Annotated in this window: 19 protein-coding genes; 2 read left to right on the top strand and 17 right to left on the bottom strand. The window is 56.5% G+C overall.

What is annotated here, in order from left to right; translation table 11 throughout:
- Nucleotides 1-85: 85 nt before the first annotated feature.
- From CLV88_RS10810 to CLV88_RS10795, 4 genes are all read right to left on the bottom strand, one after another.
- Nucleotides 86-1,654 carry a trimethylamine methyltransferase family protein gene (locus tag CLV88_RS10810; protein ID WP_106608403.1) on the bottom strand — a complete coding sequence of 523 codons (1,569 nt, stop codon included), beginning with the start codon at nt 1,652-1,654 and terminating at the stop codon, nt 86-88.
- Between the two features lie 139 nt (nt 1,655-1,793).
- Complete coding sequence (trpA, locus tag CLV88_RS10805; protein WP_106608402.1) at nt 1,794-2,585, bottom strand: tryptophan synthase subunit alpha; 792 nt, start codon at nt 2,583-2,585, stop codon at nt 1,794-1,796.
- A gap of 84 nt (nt 2,586-2,669) precedes the next feature.
- Nucleotides 2,670-3,155 carry an acyloxyacyl hydrolase gene (locus tag CLV88_RS10800; RefSeq protein WP_106608401.1) on the bottom strand — a complete coding sequence of 162 codons (486 nt, stop codon included), beginning with the start codon at nt 3,153-3,155 and terminating at the stop codon, nt 2,670-2,672.
- Nucleotides 3,156-3,285: 130 nt separating this feature from the next.
- Nucleotides 3,286-3,699 carry a VOC family protein gene (locus CLV88_RS10795; protein ID WP_106608400.1) on the bottom strand — a complete coding sequence of 138 codons (414 nt, stop codon included), beginning with the start codon at nt 3,697-3,699 and terminating at the stop codon, nt 3,286-3,288.
- Between the two features lie 93 nt (nt 3,700-3,792).
- Here CLV88_RS10795 and ychF point away from each other — a divergent pair, with 93 nt between their 5' ends.
- Nucleotides 3,793-4,890 (top strand): redox-regulated ATPase YchF, encoded by a 1,098-nt coding sequence (gene ychF / locus CLV88_RS10790; RefSeq protein WP_106608399.1) that lies wholly within the window; start codon nt 3,793-3,795, stop codon nt 4,888-4,890.
- An 81-nt stretch (nt 4,891-4,971) separates the two neighbouring features.
- Here ychF and nrtS read toward each other — a convergent pair whose 3' ends face one another.
- From nrtS to CLV88_RS10735, 11 genes are all read right to left on the bottom strand, one after another.
- Nucleotides 4,972-5,238 (bottom strand): nitrate/nitrite transporter NrtS, encoded by a 267-nt coding sequence (gene nrtS / locus CLV88_RS10785; RefSeq protein ID WP_207797048.1) that lies wholly within the window; start codon nt 5,236-5,238, stop codon nt 4,972-4,974.
- A 15-nt stretch (nt 5,239-5,253) separates the two neighbouring features.
- Nucleotides 5,254-6,435 carry an OsmC family protein gene (locus tag CLV88_RS10780; RefSeq protein ID WP_106608398.1) on the bottom strand — a complete coding sequence of 394 codons (1,182 nt, stop codon included), beginning with the start codon at nt 6,433-6,435 and terminating at the stop codon, nt 5,254-5,256.
- A 69-nt stretch (nt 6,436-6,504) separates the two neighbouring features.
- Entirely contained in the window at nt 6,505-6,972 is a 468-nt protein-coding gene (locus CLV88_RS10775; RefSeq protein ID WP_106608397.1) for a cupin domain-containing protein, read from the bottom strand.
- Nucleotides 6,973-6,974: 2 nt separating this feature from the next.
- Nucleotides 6,975-7,730 carry an SDR family NAD(P)-dependent oxidoreductase gene (locus CLV88_RS10770; RefSeq protein WP_106608396.1) on the bottom strand — a complete coding sequence of 252 codons (756 nt, stop codon included), beginning with the start codon at nt 7,728-7,730 and terminating at the stop codon, nt 6,975-6,977.
- Between the two features lie 14 nt (nt 7,731-7,744).
- A complete protein-coding gene (locus CLV88_RS10765; RefSeq protein WP_243403631.1) occupies nt 7,745-8,566 on the bottom strand; it encodes a glutathione S-transferase family protein in 822 nt (273 codons plus the stop codon).
- The gene (locus tag CLV88_RS10760) at nt 8,563-9,999 is read right to left on the bottom strand and encodes an aldehyde dehydrogenase family protein (RefSeq protein ID WP_106608394.1); all 1,437 of its coding nucleotides are present in this window, start codon (nt 9,997-9,999) and stop codon (nt 8,563-8,565) included. The genes CLV88_RS10765 and CLV88_RS10760 overlap by 4 nt, the downstream gene beginning before the upstream one ends.
- A gap of 16 nt (nt 10,000-10,015) precedes the next feature.
- On the bottom strand, nt 10,016-11,374 hold the full coding sequence (locus CLV88_RS10755; protein WP_207797049.1) for a TRAP transporter large permease: 1,359 nt from the start codon (nt 11,372-11,374) through the stop codon (nt 10,016-10,018).
- On the bottom strand, nt 11,374-11,913 hold the full coding sequence (locus tag CLV88_RS10750) for a TRAP transporter small permease (RefSeq protein ID WP_165798863.1): 540 nt from the start codon (nt 11,911-11,913) through the stop codon (nt 11,374-11,376). The genes CLV88_RS10755 and CLV88_RS10750 overlap by 1 nt, the downstream gene beginning before the upstream one ends.
- Nucleotides 11,914-11,927: 14 nt before the next feature.
- Nucleotides 11,928-12,689, bottom strand: a complete 762-nt coding sequence (locus CLV88_RS10745) for a glutathione S-transferase family protein (RefSeq protein ID WP_106608391.1) — start codon at nt 12,687-12,689, stop codon at nt 11,928-11,930.
- 132 nt (nt 12,690-12,821) lie between these two features.
- Entirely contained in the window at nt 12,822-13,841 is a 1,020-nt protein-coding gene (locus CLV88_RS10740; protein ID WP_106608390.1) for a TRAP transporter substrate-binding protein, read from the bottom strand.
- 59 nt (nt 13,842-13,900) lie between these two features.
- Nucleotides 13,901-14,911, bottom strand: coding sequence for a TRAP transporter substrate-binding protein (locus CLV88_RS10735; protein ID WP_165798862.1), 1,011 nt, complete (start codon nt 14,909-14,911; stop codon nt 13,901-13,903).
- Nucleotides 14,912-15,166: 255 nt separating this feature from the next.
- Between CLV88_RS10735 and CLV88_RS10730 the strand changes: the two genes are divergently transcribed.
- Nucleotides 15,167-15,925: a GntR family transcriptional regulator gene (locus tag CLV88_RS10730; RefSeq protein WP_106608388.1), complete on the top strand. Its 759-nt coding sequence runs from the start codon at nt 15,167-15,169 to the stop codon at nt 15,923-15,925.
- A gap of 21 nt (nt 15,926-15,946) precedes the next feature.
- On the opposite strand, the gene CLV88_RS10725 is transcribed toward CLV88_RS10730, so the two are convergent.
- Nucleotides 15,947-16,672: a sulfite exporter TauE/SafE family protein gene (locus CLV88_RS10725; protein ID WP_165798861.1), complete on the bottom strand. Its 726-nt coding sequence runs from the start codon at nt 16,670-16,672 to the stop codon at nt 15,947-15,949.
- A gap of 34 nt (nt 16,673-16,706) precedes the next feature.
- Nucleotides 16,707-18,005, bottom strand: coding sequence for a TRAP transporter large permease (locus CLV88_RS10720; protein ID WP_106608386.1), 1,299 nt, complete (start codon nt 18,003-18,005; stop codon nt 16,707-16,709).
- Between the last annotated feature and the right edge of the window lie 6 nt (nt 18,006-18,011).

Here is an 18,011-nt window from a genome sequence, read left to right as displayed (position 1 = left end):
ATGCGGGGGTGTTTTGGCAATATCCGTGATGAAATAAGGGACCCGCCGCGCCGATGGGGCGCAGCGGTGGATTTTGATAGGCGGATCAGATTGTTTCGACCTTGCCGGAATAGACTTCGACAATGTGCTTGTCGGCCGCCGCCGCGAGTGCAGTTATTTCGGTGTTTTGGTCTTCGGAAAGGAGGCCGTTGTCAGGCGCGTTGTTAATGACAGACAATGCCTGATCGCGGGCTTCCTCAAAGGCGCCGCGTCGGTTGCTGGCCTCGTAATCATCGCGGCCCACGCGCTGGAAGATACGCGGCGTGAACTGATCGCGACATCCGGTGACGGTGTGATCAGCGTCAAGGAAATGCCCCCCCACGGCGACGTTCATCATGCCATCGAAATTGAGCGCCTCGTCTGAGATTTCAGGAACACGCAGAAAACGGCGGATCATGGCGCCGATTTCATTGTCGAGTACCGCCTGAACCGGGCTGAACACAGTGGCGCATTCCAGCTGGCCGATGCCACCGAGGATGTCGGCCCCGGAAAGCGCGACGGTTTGCATGAGCATGGCGCGTTCTGCCATGGATTGGTGATCGGCATCCGGGGTATCGGACCCAGAACCGTAAGTGTGCGCCATTAGGCCGTAGCTTTTGCAAAGCTGGATTGAGAGAGAGGCTGCCTGAAGCGCCTCAACGCTGGATTGCAGGGCGCTGCCAGTGCGCATGTCGAGTGCGAACATGAGAGGTGTGGCAATCACGGGCAGGCCGGGCGAGAGCACATGCGCCATGGTGATCATGCCGATGATTTCGGTCACGGCCATGAGTGTGAGAGACGGCGCCGAAAGCGGCGCGGTGCCACCCGCGCTGGGCAGCGAACAGGCGTGCACGGGCACGCCGAATTTGCCACAGGCGATGATCACCTCGGTGTCCATGTATTTGAACTCGAGCGGCGAGAACGAGCAGGTGATCGTGCTGGTCGACGGGTGCGCGCGCAGCTGATCTTCGCCCCCGGCAGCAATGGCGGCGATTTTCAACAGGTAGTCGACGTTTTCCTTTTGGTAGGGCTGCATCCATACATGTTTGTTGGTGTAACCGCTGATGCGGGCATATGAGTGGATGTCTGCCGTAACCTCTGGCACGCCATGCACAAAGGGGTGTGCGATGAACCCAACCTGATCGAGACTGTCTGCAACGGCGGCAATCTCGCCCACTGCTTTCAGGTCCATGTTGCGGTACGAGGCGTCGCGCGGGTCGACATAGCCATGCCCGCCAGTGCCGGTGCGTAAGATGAACCCCTGATCGGCGCGGGGGATCTGCATGTCAAAAGCGCGGGTTTTTCCCGCAAGCGTGGTGGTTTTGGGGGTGGCTGCCAAGGACTCGTGTACGAGGGCGCGGGGCATGCGCAGGCGGCCCGCCTCTGACCCTTCACGTGCGCCTGCCTTGATCAGCGCGGCGTGCGCCTCGGGGTGGACGATCATGACACCGTAGTCTTGGAGAAGGCGCAGAACGCGTTCTTTGAGAAAGGCCATGCGGTCGCTGTCAAGAAAGCCGAACCCGGCGCGGGGGCCGATGACGTGTTCAAGAGAAAAGGCGTCAGCAGACGCGCGGCTGGTGGGTGGGTTTTTGCGACCGCGACGTTTGCGGGGGGTGGTGTCGGTGTGTTGCTCCATCTCATATCCTCCTAAATCGAAAGAAGAGCTGGCACACACCGATTACGCTCACTGCCTGCCGACTTGAGCGAGACAAGGATAGCGGATGGGCGTTGTCGATCAAGGATTATTGCGCAGACAAGCGCGGTTTGGCGTTTACTTAGACCGAGTGCGCGCCGTCTGCGAGGGTTTTCACAAAGGCGAGCACATCGGAAACCGGCTTGCCTGCGCCAATCTGACCGACGATGGCGGAGCCCACCACAGCGCCGTCCGCGACAGAGGCGATGGCGGCGGATTTCTCGGGCGTGTTGATGCCAAAGCCAACAATCACGGGCAGGTCGGTGCTTGATTTGATGCGCGCAACCTCGGGGCCAACATTGGTGGCCTCAGCCTCGCCCGCGCCGGTGATGCCTGTGATCGAGACGTAATAGACAAAGCCGGAGGTGTTTTGCAGGACGGTCGGCAGGCGTTTGTCGTCTGTTGTCGGGGTGGCGAGGCGGATGAAGTTGAGGCCCGCTGCCTGTGCAGGAATGCAAAGTTCGTCGTCTTCCTCGGGGGGGAGGTCGACCACGATCAGACCGTCAATGCCCGCGGCCTTGGCATCGGTCAGGAACGTGTCGACACCGCGGCTGTAGATCGGATTGTAATAACCCATCATCACGATCGGTGTGGTATTGTCGGTCTTGCGGAACTCGGCAGCCAGATCGAGGGTTTTTTGCAGGGTCATACCACCCTCGAGCGCGCGTTGCCCGGCGAGCTGGATTGTGGGGCCGTCGGCCATTGGATCGGTAAAGGGCAGGCCCAATTCGATTACATCGACGCCAGCGTCAGGCAAGCCTTTGACGATCTCAAGCGAGGTGTCGTAGTCCGGGTCACCCGCCATGACATAAGCCACAAAGGCTTTCTTACCGGCGGCCTGAAGCTCTGCGAATTTGGCGTCGATACGTGTCATCGGCGTGTCCCTTTGTCTGCTTTGCCCCCATGTGCCGGAAGCGGCAGGGGAAATCAATCCCGTCGGGACCGCATGGAGCCGAAATCAGAAGGAATGGTGATAGCGCACTGTCAGCGTGTTCACGCCCGGATTGACCGAACTGAGGGCCGCATTGGATTTATGCTGAAACCCGAGCGAGATGGCCGACTTTGGGTTGAAGCGGTATCCAAAGGCGAGAAGGCTACGGAATTCGAGGGTTTGACCGAGATCGTTGTTGGAGCTGCCCTCAAAAAAGGCGCCGGGCATGAAGGTAAGTTCGGCGAACCAGTTTTCGTTGAACTGATACTTGTTCACAAGACCAACACCGAAAAAGACGTTTTCCTCGGAATCTGCGGCAAGCACACCGCCAAGGCCGATCGTGAAATTGCCACGCTGATCAAAAGGTTTGAGATGGTATTCCAAATCAATGGCAGTGGCATCGCTGGCGTTGCCATCTGAGTAATCCGAATATCCAAGTCCGACGATAAATTCCTGACCGGCGGCCTGTGTTGCGAGCAGGGCGGCGGCAAACGTAAGTGCGAGGCGTTTCATATTCTGGTCGATCCGTTCCGCGTAGTGAGTTGTTGCGATATGTGCACAGAAAACGGGTGTAACAAAGAGAATTTCAGTGAATATCACGGAAAGTTAAACAGTGTGGCGAAGAGGTGGGCTATGATTTACCTTAGGTAGAAGGTGGCTCAACTCCAATCATCCAATGGGTGCCAAACCGATCCTGGACCATACCAAAGGCCGGGGCAAAGAAGGTTTGCGCGTACGGCATGGTGATTGTACCGCCCGCTGACAATTGTTCAAAGATGCGCTTGCCCTCTTCGATGGTTGCCACTGGGTGATTGACCGACACGGATTGTTGCGGTGCTGGTTCTGATCCGGGGGGGAGGTCAGAGGCCATGAGGCATGTGTGCTCGCCAACCATGATATGCGAATACATAACCGCATCTGAGGTCGGTAAACCTTCAGATTTGGGCGCGTCTGAATAGCGCAGGATCTGCACTTCGGTTGCGCCAAACAAGTCAGCGTAAAATGTCATTGCGGCCTCGCATGTGCCGTAGAATTTGAGATAGGGAATGAAACTCATGCTTGGTGTCCTCCTTGGCTGAGTTTAACACACCGCTTGCGCGCGCCCCAAACACTGCATATTAGCAGCGCGAGATGTATTCAGGAGGCCGCAATGGGTTTCAAAATGGGGATCGTGGGACTGCCTAATGTGGGCAAGTCGACACTGTTCAACGCGCTGACCAAAACCGCTGCGGCGCAGGCGGCGAATTTTCCGTTCTGCACCATCGAGCCGAATGTCGGTGATGTGGGTGTGCCGGACGCGCGACTGGACAAGCTGGCCGCGATTGCGGCGTCCAAGCAGATCATCCCAACGCGGATGACTTTTGTGGACATTGCCGGGCTGGTCAAGGGTGCGAGCAAAGGCGAGGGGCTGGGCAACCAGTTTCTGGCCAATATCCGCGAAACGGACGCGATTGCCCATGTGCTGCGCTGTTTTGAAGACGGTGACGTGACCCACGTAGATGGGCGCGTTGATCCGGTGGCGGATGCCGAGACCATTGAGACCGAGCTTATGCTGGCCGATATCGAGAGCATCGAGAAGCGGCTTCAGGGGCTGGTGCGCAAGGTGCGCGGCGGTGACAAGGAAGCGCTGTTACAGGAGCGTCTGCTCAAAGAGGCGCTGGCGGTTCTGGAAGAAGGCAAGCCCGCGCGGGTGGTTGAGGTGGACGACGAAGACGCCAAAGCCTGGAAGATGCTGCAACTGTTGACCACAAAGCCGATCCTGTATGTTTGCAACGTAGGTGAAGCCGAGGCGGCAGAGGGCAACGCATTTTCGACGCAAGTGGCCGAAATGGCCGCAGCGCAGGGCAATAGCCACGTGATTATCAGCGCCCAGATCGAAGAAGAGATTAGTCAGCTTGAAGCCGATGAGGCCGAGATGTTCCTGACTGAGATGGGTTTGGAAGAGGCTGGGCTGGACCGTTTGATCCGTGCCGGTTACGAGCTGTTGCATCTGGAAACTTACTTCACGGTTGGTCCCAAAGAGGCGCGTGCCTGGACGATTAAGCAGGGTACGCTGGCCCCGCAGGCCGCAGGCGTCATTCATGGGGATTTTGAAAAAGGATTCATCCGGGCCGAGACCATCGCCTATGACGACTATATCACCTGTAACGGTGAGCAGGGCGCCAAGGAAGCAGGCAAGATGCGGGCGGAAGGCAAGAGTTATCTCGTCAAAGACGGGGATGTGATGCATTTCCTGTTTAATACGTAAATCGCGGCACTGGTTTTGTTTGAAGCGGCTGTGTGCAGGGCACCTTCGTTGATGGGCGTAACGCCCATCTGACAGAGGTGGTTATCCCATGGTCTTTTGCGCGTCGCGTTCCCGGATAGCGAGGACCGAAGAGTAGGTTGAGACCGAATAGGGCACCAGAAAAGTCAGGCAGATTTTGACGATTTGTATATCGGTTACAGAACCGGTCAACACGGCGTCGCCATGGTTTAACATCCCCAATACGATACCAACAACGATCGCCACGCTTGCAGCGCGCCGAACGACGGAACGCCGGCGCGCGATGGCAAAGAAGCCATCTTTGGAAGTGAGATCCATGGTGTTTGGCATCGCGCTGTTCCCGGCTCAGACCCTTTTGACCTGTAATTTGGTTTTAAGGTCTGTACGGCAGAAGGCGTGCAGAAAGCAGGTTTGTTCAGAGATATCCAGCATCTCTTGGGCGGTTTCGTCGCTTTCGCCGGTTTCAAGGTAGACATGGGTCTCGATCGGGTCCGCCTCTCCTGCCTTGCCGGTGCCACCCGAGGCACCGCCGAGTGAGAAATGCGTGTCCTGGACGATGCGATAGTCGGGCAGGTCGAGGTTTAACATCGACACGAAGCGTCCAAACTGGGTCATGAAACAAAAACCGATGCCCGCCGAGATCAGCGTATTGGCGTCTGGTGCGCGGCCGTCTTCGGAGCTGAGAAAGCGGAAGGATGTGCCGTAGGGCGAATACTGCATCTGTTGGATGTCTTTGATCCCATCCTCGCGCAGCACAGCGACGGCGCCGATGTTTAGCCGCCTGTCTTGTTCATCCGATAGAGAGGAACCGCCGGCGGTGGTGCCTTTGACTACATCCTTTTTCGGGGTCTTTCCAACCGGTTGCATCAGTGTGAGTTCCGCCGGAGACGGGATAGACTTGGCAAAGTGGTTGCCGGGGTCGGGGAACAGCGCGCCGTCGAGCTCTGCGACCTTGGCCGTTGGCAGTTCCTGCCCATTCTTGCCCAGTTTGAACAGGCTTTCCAGCTGGCCGCGCATCAGCCCGTTGAGGGGAGAGGCGTAGGTTGCATTGATGAGGAATTCGTTGAGCGCGGCATCGTTGAGATCACAGTCGATCTCGACCTGAAGGTCGATGTTTTCCGCGCCACCAATCATGGTGCGTTTCATCATGGAACCTTGCATGGTGTAGTAATTGTCCTGGATCAGCTTGAGTTTGCGGATTTCGATCCCCTGCAATTTGGCCAATGCGAGGATTTCGTTCATGAAGCTGGCGACCATGCCAGAGGACAGAAAGGCCAGCGGGCAGGGGGCCGCGTCGTGACCGTTGAGATAGGGTCCTTCATCGCTGACCAGGCGCCATGTGTCGCCGGTTTTGGCGGATCGGATCAGCGCCTCCTTTTGAAAGCCCGACAGCGAGCGCACCCATGTACGGAGCGCGTCGCCCTTGCGGTTTTGTGGCGCGTCGATGCCAACCGTGTCGGCATTTGCGACCTTGAAAAAGGGCGGCAGGCCGCTGTTACCGATGATGTTTTCGCCAAGTGTAGCCATGTTGCGTCATCCCGTGTTTCATCGCGCCCCGGATCGGAGCGTTGGTATCGTGGTGTTGATTAAGAGCCATCAGGGCCTGTCTGGCATTGGCCCGATGTTTACGATGTCGTATTTCTCATTCAGTGCCGCCATTTTGGCGTCGTCTTCAAAGTCCGCTTCGTCCATCTGTGCCATTTCTGCGAGGAACTGATCAAACCCAGAGGGTTGATAGATCATCAGCATACGGGCGTGGGTGCATCCGTTGGCCATCATGCAGGCATGGGGCACGCCGGGCGGAACATGCAAACAAGTGCCGGTTGGGGCGGCCATCCAATCGCCATCCACAAAGAAATCCACCGTTCCTTCGAGAATATAGAATGTCTCGGCATGGTGGCGGTGCAGGTGCAGGCCCAACCTGAAATTGGCTTTCAGATTGTCCTCCATCAGTGTGTATTGCCCGCCTGTGTCAGCGGCGGAGACCTTGACAAAGGTATGATCCGCCGACCAGTCGTAATTCGGGCCACCACCCGGCGGAACAAGGGAATAGCGCTGGGCCATGGTCAGAGGTTCACCTTGCCGCCATCGACGTTCAGGGTTTGCCCGGTCATGAAGTCACTGTCGGATGTGACGAGGAACATCAGGGATCCCAGCAGGTCTTCGGGCGTCATTTCGCGCTTGATCGAGCGGGATGCAACCGTTGGGCCGCGCGCTGGATCAAAACCAGCATGGCCTTGAAGCGCCTCGGATTCTGTTAGGCCCGGTGCGATGGCGTTGATCTGGATGTTCTTGTCACCAAGTTCGCGCGCATGGCCGCGGGTCAACGCAATCACCGCGCCCTTGGAGGCGGTGTAGTGCGACAGGCCGGGAGGCCCATAATAAAACGTACCAGAGGCGATGTTCACCACCTTGCCGCCACCTGCGCGCAACATGGCGGGCACAACAGCCTTGGTCGCCTGATGCACGCCGCGTGCATTGACTGTCATCACCTTGTCAAACTCGTCATTGTCGATCTGCATGAACGGCTTTGGCTGCAATGCGGCAAAAATTGAGGCGTTATTGACAAGAATATCAAGGCTTCCGAACTCTTGCTCGGTCGCGGCCACCATGGCGTTCAGATCATCGTCCGAAGTGACATTAACGCTGAGCCCGATGGCAGAGCCGCCATCGGCCTTGATCGCGTTGACAGTATCGGCGGTGTCCAGCACGTCGGTCACAACCACGTTGGCCCCTTCGTTGGCCATATGCTTGGCCATCACCGCGCCAATGCCACGGCCAGCGCCCGTAATGACGGCGGTCTTTCCTTGCAAACGTCCCATGTTGTCCTCCCGGTTCAAATTTCGATTTCAAGAATATTTGCGACTTCGGTCCAGCTTTTGGCACCGTTTTCGCGTAAGTCGTTGGTCAGGTCTTCGGGCACCCAGTCTATCAGGCACTTCTTGAAGTTTGGCAGCGCTTCTATCCGGGCGAACCACTTTTCCACGTTTGGGAGGCGTCCGTTTTCCCACATGCCGCGCATGGACATCATCGCGAGTCGGTTGACATAGGGTGTCATGGCGATGTCTGCGATTGAGAATGTGTTACCGACGAGCCAGTCGTTGCCGCCCTCAAGTGCGGCTTCCATTTTCTGGAGATAGCTGTCGTAGAGTTTTACCTTTTCCGCAGCACCAGGCGCGTCAAACCCAAAGCGCGTGTAGCTGTCTTTGAGGTCTTTCCAGTTTGAAGTCACCGACATGGGCGGTGTAGAGGCGAGGAATTTTTTGACACCTTCCTCACCGAGATTTTTCAGCACGGTATGGCGGTGTGAGCAGACAAAGGTCACGGCGCCACAGGCCGGGTGAAGATCTTCGTCCACGGCTTTGGTCCAATAGCGCGCCTGAGCACGTTCGACCGGGTCGGTGGGGTGTACGCTGGTGTCGGGGGCGAGCTGGTCCAGATATTCGCAGATCACGGTCGAGTCGACGATCACCGTGCCGTCATGCACCAAGGTTGGCACAACGGATTTCGGGTTCAGCTTCTGGTATGCGGGGTCGAACTGCTCTCCTTTGAGGATGTCGATATAGACGCCGTCCCAGTCGAGCCCCTTTTCGGCCATGGCAAACCGCACCTTGGCGGCGCAAACAGACGACCCGTGATGATAAAGTGTAAATGTCATAGCTGCACCGTAACCCATTTCAGTTCTGTCATAGCTTCCATATCGGCGTCTGTGCCTTCGCGACCTACGCCGGATTCGCCATTGCCGCCAAAGGGCACGTGGGCCTCGTCGTGGATGGTTGGTCCGTTGATGTGGCACATGCCCGCGTCGATATTGCGGGCAAAGTGAAATGCCTTTTCTATGTCATTGGTAAAGATGGCCGAGGACAGGCCGTATTCCGTATCGTTTGCTTTAGCCAAACCTTCCTCGTAACTATCGATTGGATAGATCGACGTGACGGGGCCGAAGGTTTCCGTTTTGCAGACAGTCATGTCTTCGGTGACGTTGGTGAGCAGGGTAGGCTGGCAGCGGTTGCCCTTCCATTCGCCGCCATGAACAGTGGCGCCTTTGGCGCGGGCATCCTCGATATGGCTGCGGATCCGGTCACGTTGGCGCGGTGAGATCGCCGGAGCAATGACTGTGTTGGGATCGCGCAGATCACCCATTCCGATTTTACCAATCATTCCCGAGAACCGTTTGACGAATTCGTCATAAAGCGGCCGCTCGACGTAAAAGCGGCTGGACCCGATACAGGCCTGTCCGGCGAACATGAAGATCGAGCGCGCCGCCAGCGGCATCACCTTGTCCAGATCCGCATCGGCCAGAATGACTGTGGGACTTTTGCCGCCGAGCTCTAATGTGTTCGGCGTTTTATTCTTGGCGCAGATTTCGTTGATGTGCTGACCAACAACGGTGGAGCCGGTAAAGGTGACAAAATCCACGTCCTTGTTGCCGGTCAGGTTGTCGCCAATTTCGGAGCCAAGGCCGGTCACGACGTTGTAGGCCCCATCGGGGAATCCGGCTTCGGCGATGATTTCAGCGAAGATCACCGTGAGATGGGGGGCCATTTCCGAGGGAAGGTGCACGACTGTGTTGCCCACGGCCAACGCGTTAGCGACCAAGCGGGTGGTTTTGATCAGGGGCACGTTGAACGGCGTGATCACGGCCACCACGCCCAGAGGTTCGCGGATCGACATCGAGAATTTGCCGGGCGCGTCCGAAGGGATGGTTTCACCGCGCACGTTGCGGCACAGGCCGGCGGCAGCGCGCACCATGGTCAGCCCTTTGGTGAATTCAAACATTGCCTTTTGAACGGGCGAGCCGATTTCGTCGATCAGGCAATCCACCAGATCCTTTTGACGCGCTTCCATTAGTTCGGCCACGCGCAGCAACCAGCGTTCCCGCTGGGTGGGCGTGGTTTCTTTATAGGCCGGGAAAGCGGCCTTGGCTTTTGCAACTGCGTTGTCCATATCTGACGCAGCACCTTTAGCAGCGTGGAGATAGAGGCTGTCATCCAGAGGGTTGAGAACTTCGAAAGTTGCGCCGTCTTTGGCATCAACCCACGCCCCGCCGATAAAGTGCTGTAGCGTTCTTGTTTCAGTTGTTGTGTCCATAAGACGTCTCCTGTTTCTAGCCGCCGACAACTTTTTCCGGCAGGTACAGTGCGATTTGTGGGAAGAGGATGAGCAGACCAATCATGCCCGCCATGGCAAACCAGAACGGCCAGATACCGCGGAAAATCTGGCTCATGGGAACCTCGGGGGCGATGGATTTCACGATGAAAACGTTGATCCCGACCGGTGGGCTGATCATGCCCATTTCAAGCACGATCACCACGATGATGCCGAACCAGATAAGGTTCCAGTCCAAGGCGATGGCGATGGGGATCACCACGGGGATGGTCAGAACAAGCATCGCCATGGCTTCGAGGAACATTCCTAGGAACATGTAGATCAGCACCACGATCAAGAGGATGCCAATTTCGCCGATAGGCAGGGATGTAAGGATCGTGACAAGCTGTGCGGGCAGTTCGGTCAGCGACATGAAGGGAATGAAAACAAAGGCGCCGATGATAATCATGAACACGGTGGCGGTGGCATTCATGGTTTCCAGAATCACGGTTTTGGATGCCTGCCAGTTAAGTGAGCGGCGCCCCAGCGCGACGAGGAATGTCAAGAAAGCGCCAACGGATGAGGCCTCGACCGGGGTGAAAAAGCCGGTGTACATGCCGCCGATTGTGGCCAGCACCACGATCAGGATGGGCAGCGCGTTCCAGAGCGATGCGATCTTTTCACGCCGCGCAAACCGTTCGCCGCGTGGGCCGGCCTCGGGGTTGCGGCCCACAGTCCAGTAAATCGCGCCGATGAACAGAAGTGTGAGGATGATGCCGGGAAAGACACCGGCCATGAACAGGCGGCCGATCGACTGTTCTGTCAGGACCGCGTAGATGATCATGCCGCCTGATGGTGGGATCAGAAACCCAAGTGTGCCACCTGCTGCGACGGAGCCTGTGGCAAGGCTGTCGGCGTAGTTGTAGCGCTTCATTTCCGGCAAGGCGACACGGCCCATAGTGACGGCAGAAGCCAGAGACGAGCCAGAAAGTGCAGCAAATCCAGCGCAGGCGGCAATGGTGGCCGAGGCCAATCCGCCGCGCAGATGCCCCATCCAGCGATAGGCCGCTGTGAAGAGATCATTGGACATGCCCGAGACACCTGCAAGGTTGCCCATCAGGACGAACATCGGGATGACCAAAAGGTTATAGTTTGACGCGGCTTCAAAGGTTTCGCCCGCGATATTAGAATACGCGATTTTCAGCCCGCGCGCCCATGCCTGATCTTCGGCCATGCCGACCATCATGAACTTGTTGGCGTTGGCGATCACGGTGCCCACGAACCCGACGCCCAGCATTGAGAGAGCAACAGGCATGCGTAAGGCAAGCAGAATGAAGAGTGCGAGAAGGCCAAGCAGGCCGAGTGCGGTCATGCTGATCACAGTGTGTCTCCTGTGATGCGCAATGATTGCACGGCGTTGCTGCGCAGCAGTTGCCAGATGTCGAGCACCAGTACGACGGCGTAAATTGCGGCCGAGGCGGACAGAAGATAGTAGAATGGTTCAAACGAGATCAGCAGCTGTTGGGTGGTCTCGCCAAATTTACTGGCGGTGCCCCCGGCGTGCCAGAGCCGCCACGACATGAACGCCAGCAGGACGATCCCCATGAGCTTCATCAGGATCATCGACCATTTGGCGAACGCAGCCGACATGCGCGATTCAAGTACTTCAATCTCGATATGCGCCCCGGTGCGCGCGCCCAAGGGTATCGACAGAGCAACGATCACAACCAGTGACAGGATCAGCAGATCCTCGGCGCCGACAATGGGAGCGTTCAACGCCTTGCGCATGATCAGGACGTTCCAGACCGAATACCCGGTCATAAAGATCAGCGTGGCGCCGCCGCACACCAGCGACACCCACGTCAAGCCCGTGTCGAGCAAGCGGATCGGGCGGGGCAGATTGGAATCTTGTGACATCGTTCCTGCTCTTTTCAGACTAGTGAGAAATCGGGGCACCATTTCAGGATGCCCTGTTGATAGCTTTCGCGGGCCTCAAAGGCGGCGGCCCAGCGACGAATGTTTGGATAGTTTTCGAAAGAAAACCCGCAACCAACAATCACGAAATAGAGCGGGATCCACGAGATATCTGCCAGCGAAAAGCGGTCGCCCATGATCCAGTCGCGCCCTTCCAGAGTGACTTCCAGTTTAGTGAAGCACGCGCCAAGGATCGCTTTGGCCTTGTCAAAGTCGCTGGTGCTGAAGCTCTTGTCGCCCGCGTGCTTTCCGTGGAAATCCTTTAGTTCCTGGTTCTTTTGCAGCGCGTCGTATTTCGCCTGCTCTTCGGGGGTTTTTTTGATCTTTGCCGCCATCTTGGTGGCGTAAACATAGGGTTTGCAGGCCGGCACATGGATGGCAGCAGCCAGATGCAGCCATTCCATCATCTCTTCGTTGTTCTCGGCCCGTAAAGATGGCTTTGGATAGGTGTCGTCGAGATAATCAATGATGTCGTTGGACTCGATATGGACCACGCCATTGTCGACCAAAGTTGGCACCAGGCCATTCGGATTAATCCCGAAATACACGTCAGTGATGTTCTCTTTCTTTTTCAGGTCGAGATGATGGCTTTCCCAATCCAACCCCTTTTCAATCAGGGTCATGCGAACGCGCATTGAACAATTCGAAATCGCACCGTGATAGAGGTGCAGACCTTCAAAATCTTCGACTGATTTGTTGGTAGGAACGATGACAACCATTGGTTAGCTCCCTTTTGGAAATATACAGCGAGACGCGAAAACGTTCTGGAAATTGGTTGCCCACAACCGAATGCCAAAATGTTCTTTTGGAGGACACACCGGGCCGAAGCCCGGCGTTTCAAAGTGCAGGCGCTACTGGTTCAGCGCTTCGTAAATTTCCTGTGCGTTGGGAATTCCACGCGCTGCGTAGTCCTCGTAGATTTCGGCCATGCCCACTGCGGCAGCGGCCTCCATCTTGGCGCGTTCTTCCGGGGACGCCACGATCCATTTAACGTTCAACTCTCCGGCGGCGATTTTTTCGTCTTTCCATTCCAGCGCCTCAAGATCAGCTTCGTGGAAAGCGCGTGCGAGTTCTCTTGAGAAGGGAAGGCCCGAAATCTCGTCAATGATTGCTTGGTGCTCGGCGCTGAGACTTTCGTAACGCTCTTTGTTCATGACGTAGAACACAGGGTTGAATGTCGCAGGTGTGTTTACGACAGCATATTCTGCTACTTCATCAAGGTTCCACGGCGGCATGATGTTGTTGATCGACGAAATCGCCCCATCGATTGTTCCAGTGGAAAGAGCCGTGTAGTGTTCTGTCGGGTCCATCTGAACAGGAACCGCGCCCATACCTTTCATCACCGGCGTCGTCATAGAGGCCCAAGGGACGATTTTTGCTCCCTTCATTCCTTCAATGGTCGAGACGTCTCGGTTGGCGATGATCATTCCGCCGGCAGGGTTAGCGATCCCGAGAACCTTCACGTCGGACCACTCATCGGCCATGTACTCGTCGAAAACGCGCCACATGCGTTCCGTCGAGTCGGGACCGTCGACCGCCTTGCCCGGAAGGATCGCCAGCATCGTTTTGGGGAAAAGGGTCGGCGTGGTGGACGCGATACCGAACGTAATATCGGCGACACCTTCAACGGCGCGTTTGTATTGTTGGACCGGACCTGCGCCAAGCTGGCCTGCGGCATAAAGTTTGATCGTGATCTCGCCATTGGAGCGTTCTGTCAGTTCGCTTTCGAACCAAGCCAATGCCTTTGTGACGGTCTCGTGGCTGGGCGGTACGAAAGTCGCGACGGAAAGTTCCTCTGCATATGCGGATAGGCCCGTCAGGCTGAATACGCTGGCAAACGCGGTGGCAAATTTGAACGTGCTGAATGTCATTTGTTTCCCCCTCTTGTATTTTGCACCCCGAAGCCAACTCCGGGGTGCTAATGCTGCGCTTATTGGTTCAGCGCGCCGTAGATCTCGCGGACATTAGAGATGCCGCGGCCTTCATAATCGGCAAAGATCGCTTCCAGACCTTGGGCGACCGCGGCGTCCATCTTGGCGCGTTCCGCGTCTGTGACGACCTTCCACTCGTAGTTTTTGTCGGTGGCCTCTGCGATCAGTTTCTTTGAAACCTCATCCGCACCGTCAAACGATTTTGCCAATTCCAGCGACATTGGCAGACCGGCGACTTCGTCTATGATGGCGCGATGTTCGTCCGAAAGGCTCATATAGCGCTCTTTGTTCATCACCGCGTAGGTCACGGCGAAGGTTGTGGGCACGTTTTCGACAATGTAGCCGGACACGTCCCAGAAATTCCAAGGCGCAGTGATGTTGTTATAGGACGCCGTTGTCGCGTCGATGGTTCCTGTCGAAAGGCCGGTGTACATTTCCGTCACAGGCATTTGAACCGGCACAGCACCCAGTGCTTCGATAATGGGTGTGGTCATGGCGGCGAAGGGAACAATCTTGGCCCCTTTCATACCGTCCATAGTCGAAACATCGCGGGTTGCGGCAAAGAGGTTACCGGCGACGGTGCCAACGGCCAGAACTTTGACGTCTTCATATTCATCCGCGAGATGCTCATCGAAGATATTCCAAAGGGCGCGAGTGGATTGATCGGCGGTCTCGGCGGCTCCGGGAAGGATGCCGAGCATCGTTTTTGGGAATAGTGCCGGAGTGTAGCCCGAGACACCAAAAGTGATGTCCGCGACCCCCTCGACGGCGCGTTTGTATTGCTGCACGGGGCCAGCGCCCAGCTGTCCGGCAGGGTAAAGCTTCATGGTCAGGGTGCCGCCTGAGCGCTTGTCGATCTCTTCGGCGAACCATGTGAACATGCCAGTATTGGTGTGGTGCTGTGGGGGCAGGAAAGTGGCAACGCTGAGTTCTTCGGCAGTTACGGCTTGGGTCGATATGCCAAGCCCAACAGCGAGCGCGGCGGTGAGCGTGAAACGTGAGAATGTCATAATGTCCTCCCAGACGTGATGCTGTCGGTTTATGGGATCCCAATTTTGCGTAGTGGCAAGGGTTCCTAAGCGCCGACTCGATGTCTCTGTTACCCTAATTACCATCTTGGGATCCCAAAACAAGAAGAATCTTGCAAATTTGGAGTGATCATCGCGCCTGATCCTTAATTGGGATCCATTTTGTGACCACAAGTGTGGGCTTTACAATTGATTAGGCTGTCTTGACTTTGGGATCCCATGTGTGGTCAATGAGGCATGGAATCCATTGACACAGAATTGGCCGCCCGCATTCGACAAGACATCATAATGGGTGTTTTTAAGGAGGATGAACGCCTTTCAGAGGCGCGGCTATGCGAAATTTACGACGTCTCACGTACACCAATTCGGTTGGCTCTCAGGCTGTTGGAGCGAGAAAAGCTCATCCGCCGGGGGGAAGGGCGTGGCTACACGGTTTATGTGCCCACGGTTGAAGAGATTTTGCAGGCGGTGCAGGTTCGTGGTCATCTGGAAAGTCTGGCGGCGCGGCTGATGGCGCAGTCTGAGCACAAGGCACAGCATTTGCCACATATGGCGCGCGCGATTGAAACGATCGACAAAACCGTGCGGCAGGCAGATTTTGGTGATGCTGCCAAACGACAGGCGCAGGCGGCGAACAAAGTGTTCCACTCAACCATCTTGAACGCCTGTGGCAATGAGTATGTTGGGTTTACATGTGATCAGATCAGCCATCTTCCGATGTTGGCAGTTGGATCGATGGTGTTTGATCGGACCACAAGCGAGTCATCTGATCAGATGGAGCGGGGCCTGTTCCGGCTGCATCTTGGGAATGCCCAACATCAGGTTATTTTTGAGGCCATTGAAAAAGGTGATGCAGTGCGCGCGGAAGGTATGATGCGAGAGCATTCTCATACCATGGTTGACTATATCCGTACCTTCGAGCGCAAGGATGACAGTCTTTCGGTGGCCGATCTGATTGCGTATTCCGGGGCAGAGCCTTTGACGTTTGGGCAATGACCGCGCGCGGCTGGATTGACCTCAGGACGCTAGGGTCAGACCCTTGTAGATCAGGCGTAGTGCGATCAGCGAGACGAGGATCCTGAAAACTCGCCGAAACAAGGTTTCTGACACGTGATGTGTGGCGCGTTTTCCGAGCGACGTCCCGACAAACCCGGCAAGCGTTGCACCGATGATGTGCGGTATGTAGTCGAAATAGCTGAAGCCAAAGCTGACATATCCTGTCACCTTCATGACATCGAGGGTCAGCAGGCACGCCGCCAGCGTTCCGGTCACTTGTAGTTTAAGCAGATCGGTGCGCAGCAAGAGCGGTTGAAGCACGCCTCCGACGCCGAACATGGCGCCAAGAAAGCTGTGGGTGACGCCAACTAAGAAAAAGGGGTGGCGGAGCGGGATGTTGATGCGCCCTTTGGGTAGCCAGATAAGGACCAAGAGAACGCAGCCTAGCGCGGTGGAGATCACCGCATCTGGCAGCACGACAAATGTTCGGGTGCCGAAATAGACGCCGAACAGGCATCCAACAACAAAGGTGCGTACGATCCGCCAGTCGATATGCCGCCAGAAATAGTAAATCCGTGCAGAGAGTGACCCGGCTGCGAAAGCGGATTGCAATGGAACCGCCGCTGAGATCGGCAAGACAGAGACGCTGGCGATCAGCAGGATGTAGACTCCGCCGGTGGCAAAAGCCGCGTTCACGAAAGACGCGATCAGGCTGGCGAGTGTGATAACAACAAATGCGGTGTCCACGTCGCGGAGCTCCTGTATTGGTCTTGCAGGCCTGTTAGCGCATCAGGTCCGGCAGCCACGTGGCAATCTCGGGGACGAGGAACAAGAGCAGCAACCCGGCCAGCATTGAGAAGATAAACGGCGTGACACCGATAAACATCTTGGCCAGATCAACATCGGGTATGACCGCCTTGACCGTAAACACATTCATGCCGATAGGGGGGGTTATCAACCCCAGTTCAACAACCAAAATAATGATGATGCCGAACCAGATCATGTCAACGTCAAGCGCGGACAGGGAGGGTAGGAAGACCGGCACAACCAAAAGCAGGATACCCAAGGATTCAAAGATCATCCCAAGCAGGACGCAGATCACACAGATCCCCAAAACCAGCTGGGTCGCAGAAATGGCGCCTTCGCCTTCGACCAATGCGACAAGTTCAAATGGCATACCAGTAATGTTCACGAATTGGGCCAGCATCATGCCGCAGAACACGATGGTAAAGATCATACCTGTCGTCTTAACCGTGTCTGCAAACACATGAAGCAGTTCGGGCCATGTGCGCAGGCGTCCGCGCGAGATGGCAAAGATGAACGCAAAGAAGGCCCCCACGGCGGCGGATTCTGTGGGTGTGAAAATGCCGGTGTATATGCCGCCCAGGACAACCATGAACAATAGAACAATTGGCCATGTTGCCTTGGAGGCGCGCAGTTTTTCAACCCAGGTCGTCGCGGTGCCGGGCGGGCCGGAGTCAGGAAAGATGCGCACAACAATCGCGATACCCACCAGAAATAGGCACACCAGCATTAGGCCCGGTACGATGCCCGCGATAAACAGTTTGCCGATATCTTCGCCCACGATAATGCCATAGATCACCATTGGCACAGAAGGGGGGATCATAATGCCCAGCGTTCCGCCCGCCGCGATTGTGCCGGTCGACAGCGCATCATTGTAGCCAAAACGCCGCATCGGGGGCATGGCGACGCGGCTCATTGTGGCAGCTGTTGCCAGTGAAGAGCCGCTGACTGCGGCAAAGCCGGCGCAGGCGAATACTGTGGCCATGGCTACGCCGCCCTTGAGCTTGCCGAGCCACGCATAAGAGGCCTCGTAAAGCTCGTCAGATATGCCTGCGCGGTGGATGAATGTGCCCATTAAGATAAAGAGAGGTACGACAGACAGGCCCAGGTTCATGGTCATTTCGATGATCCATTGGCCAGACACCGCGACGGAGGCATCCAGGCCGCGATAGGCCGCGAACCCGACAACGCCGACTACAAGCGTGGCGTATCCCAGTGGGACACCGATGAAGCTCAGGAACAGGACGACGGCTAAGCCGATAAGCGCATTGGTCATGATGGG

The sequence above is a fragment of the Shimia abyssi genome (genome assembly GCF_003014475.1).
Taxonomy (GTDB): Bacteria; Pseudomonadota; Alphaproteobacteria; order Rhodobacterales; family Rhodobacteraceae; genus Shimia; species Shimia abyssi.
The sequence above is the reverse complement of the archived record's forward strand: the minus strand, read 5'-3'. Positions and strand labels throughout refer to the sequence as shown.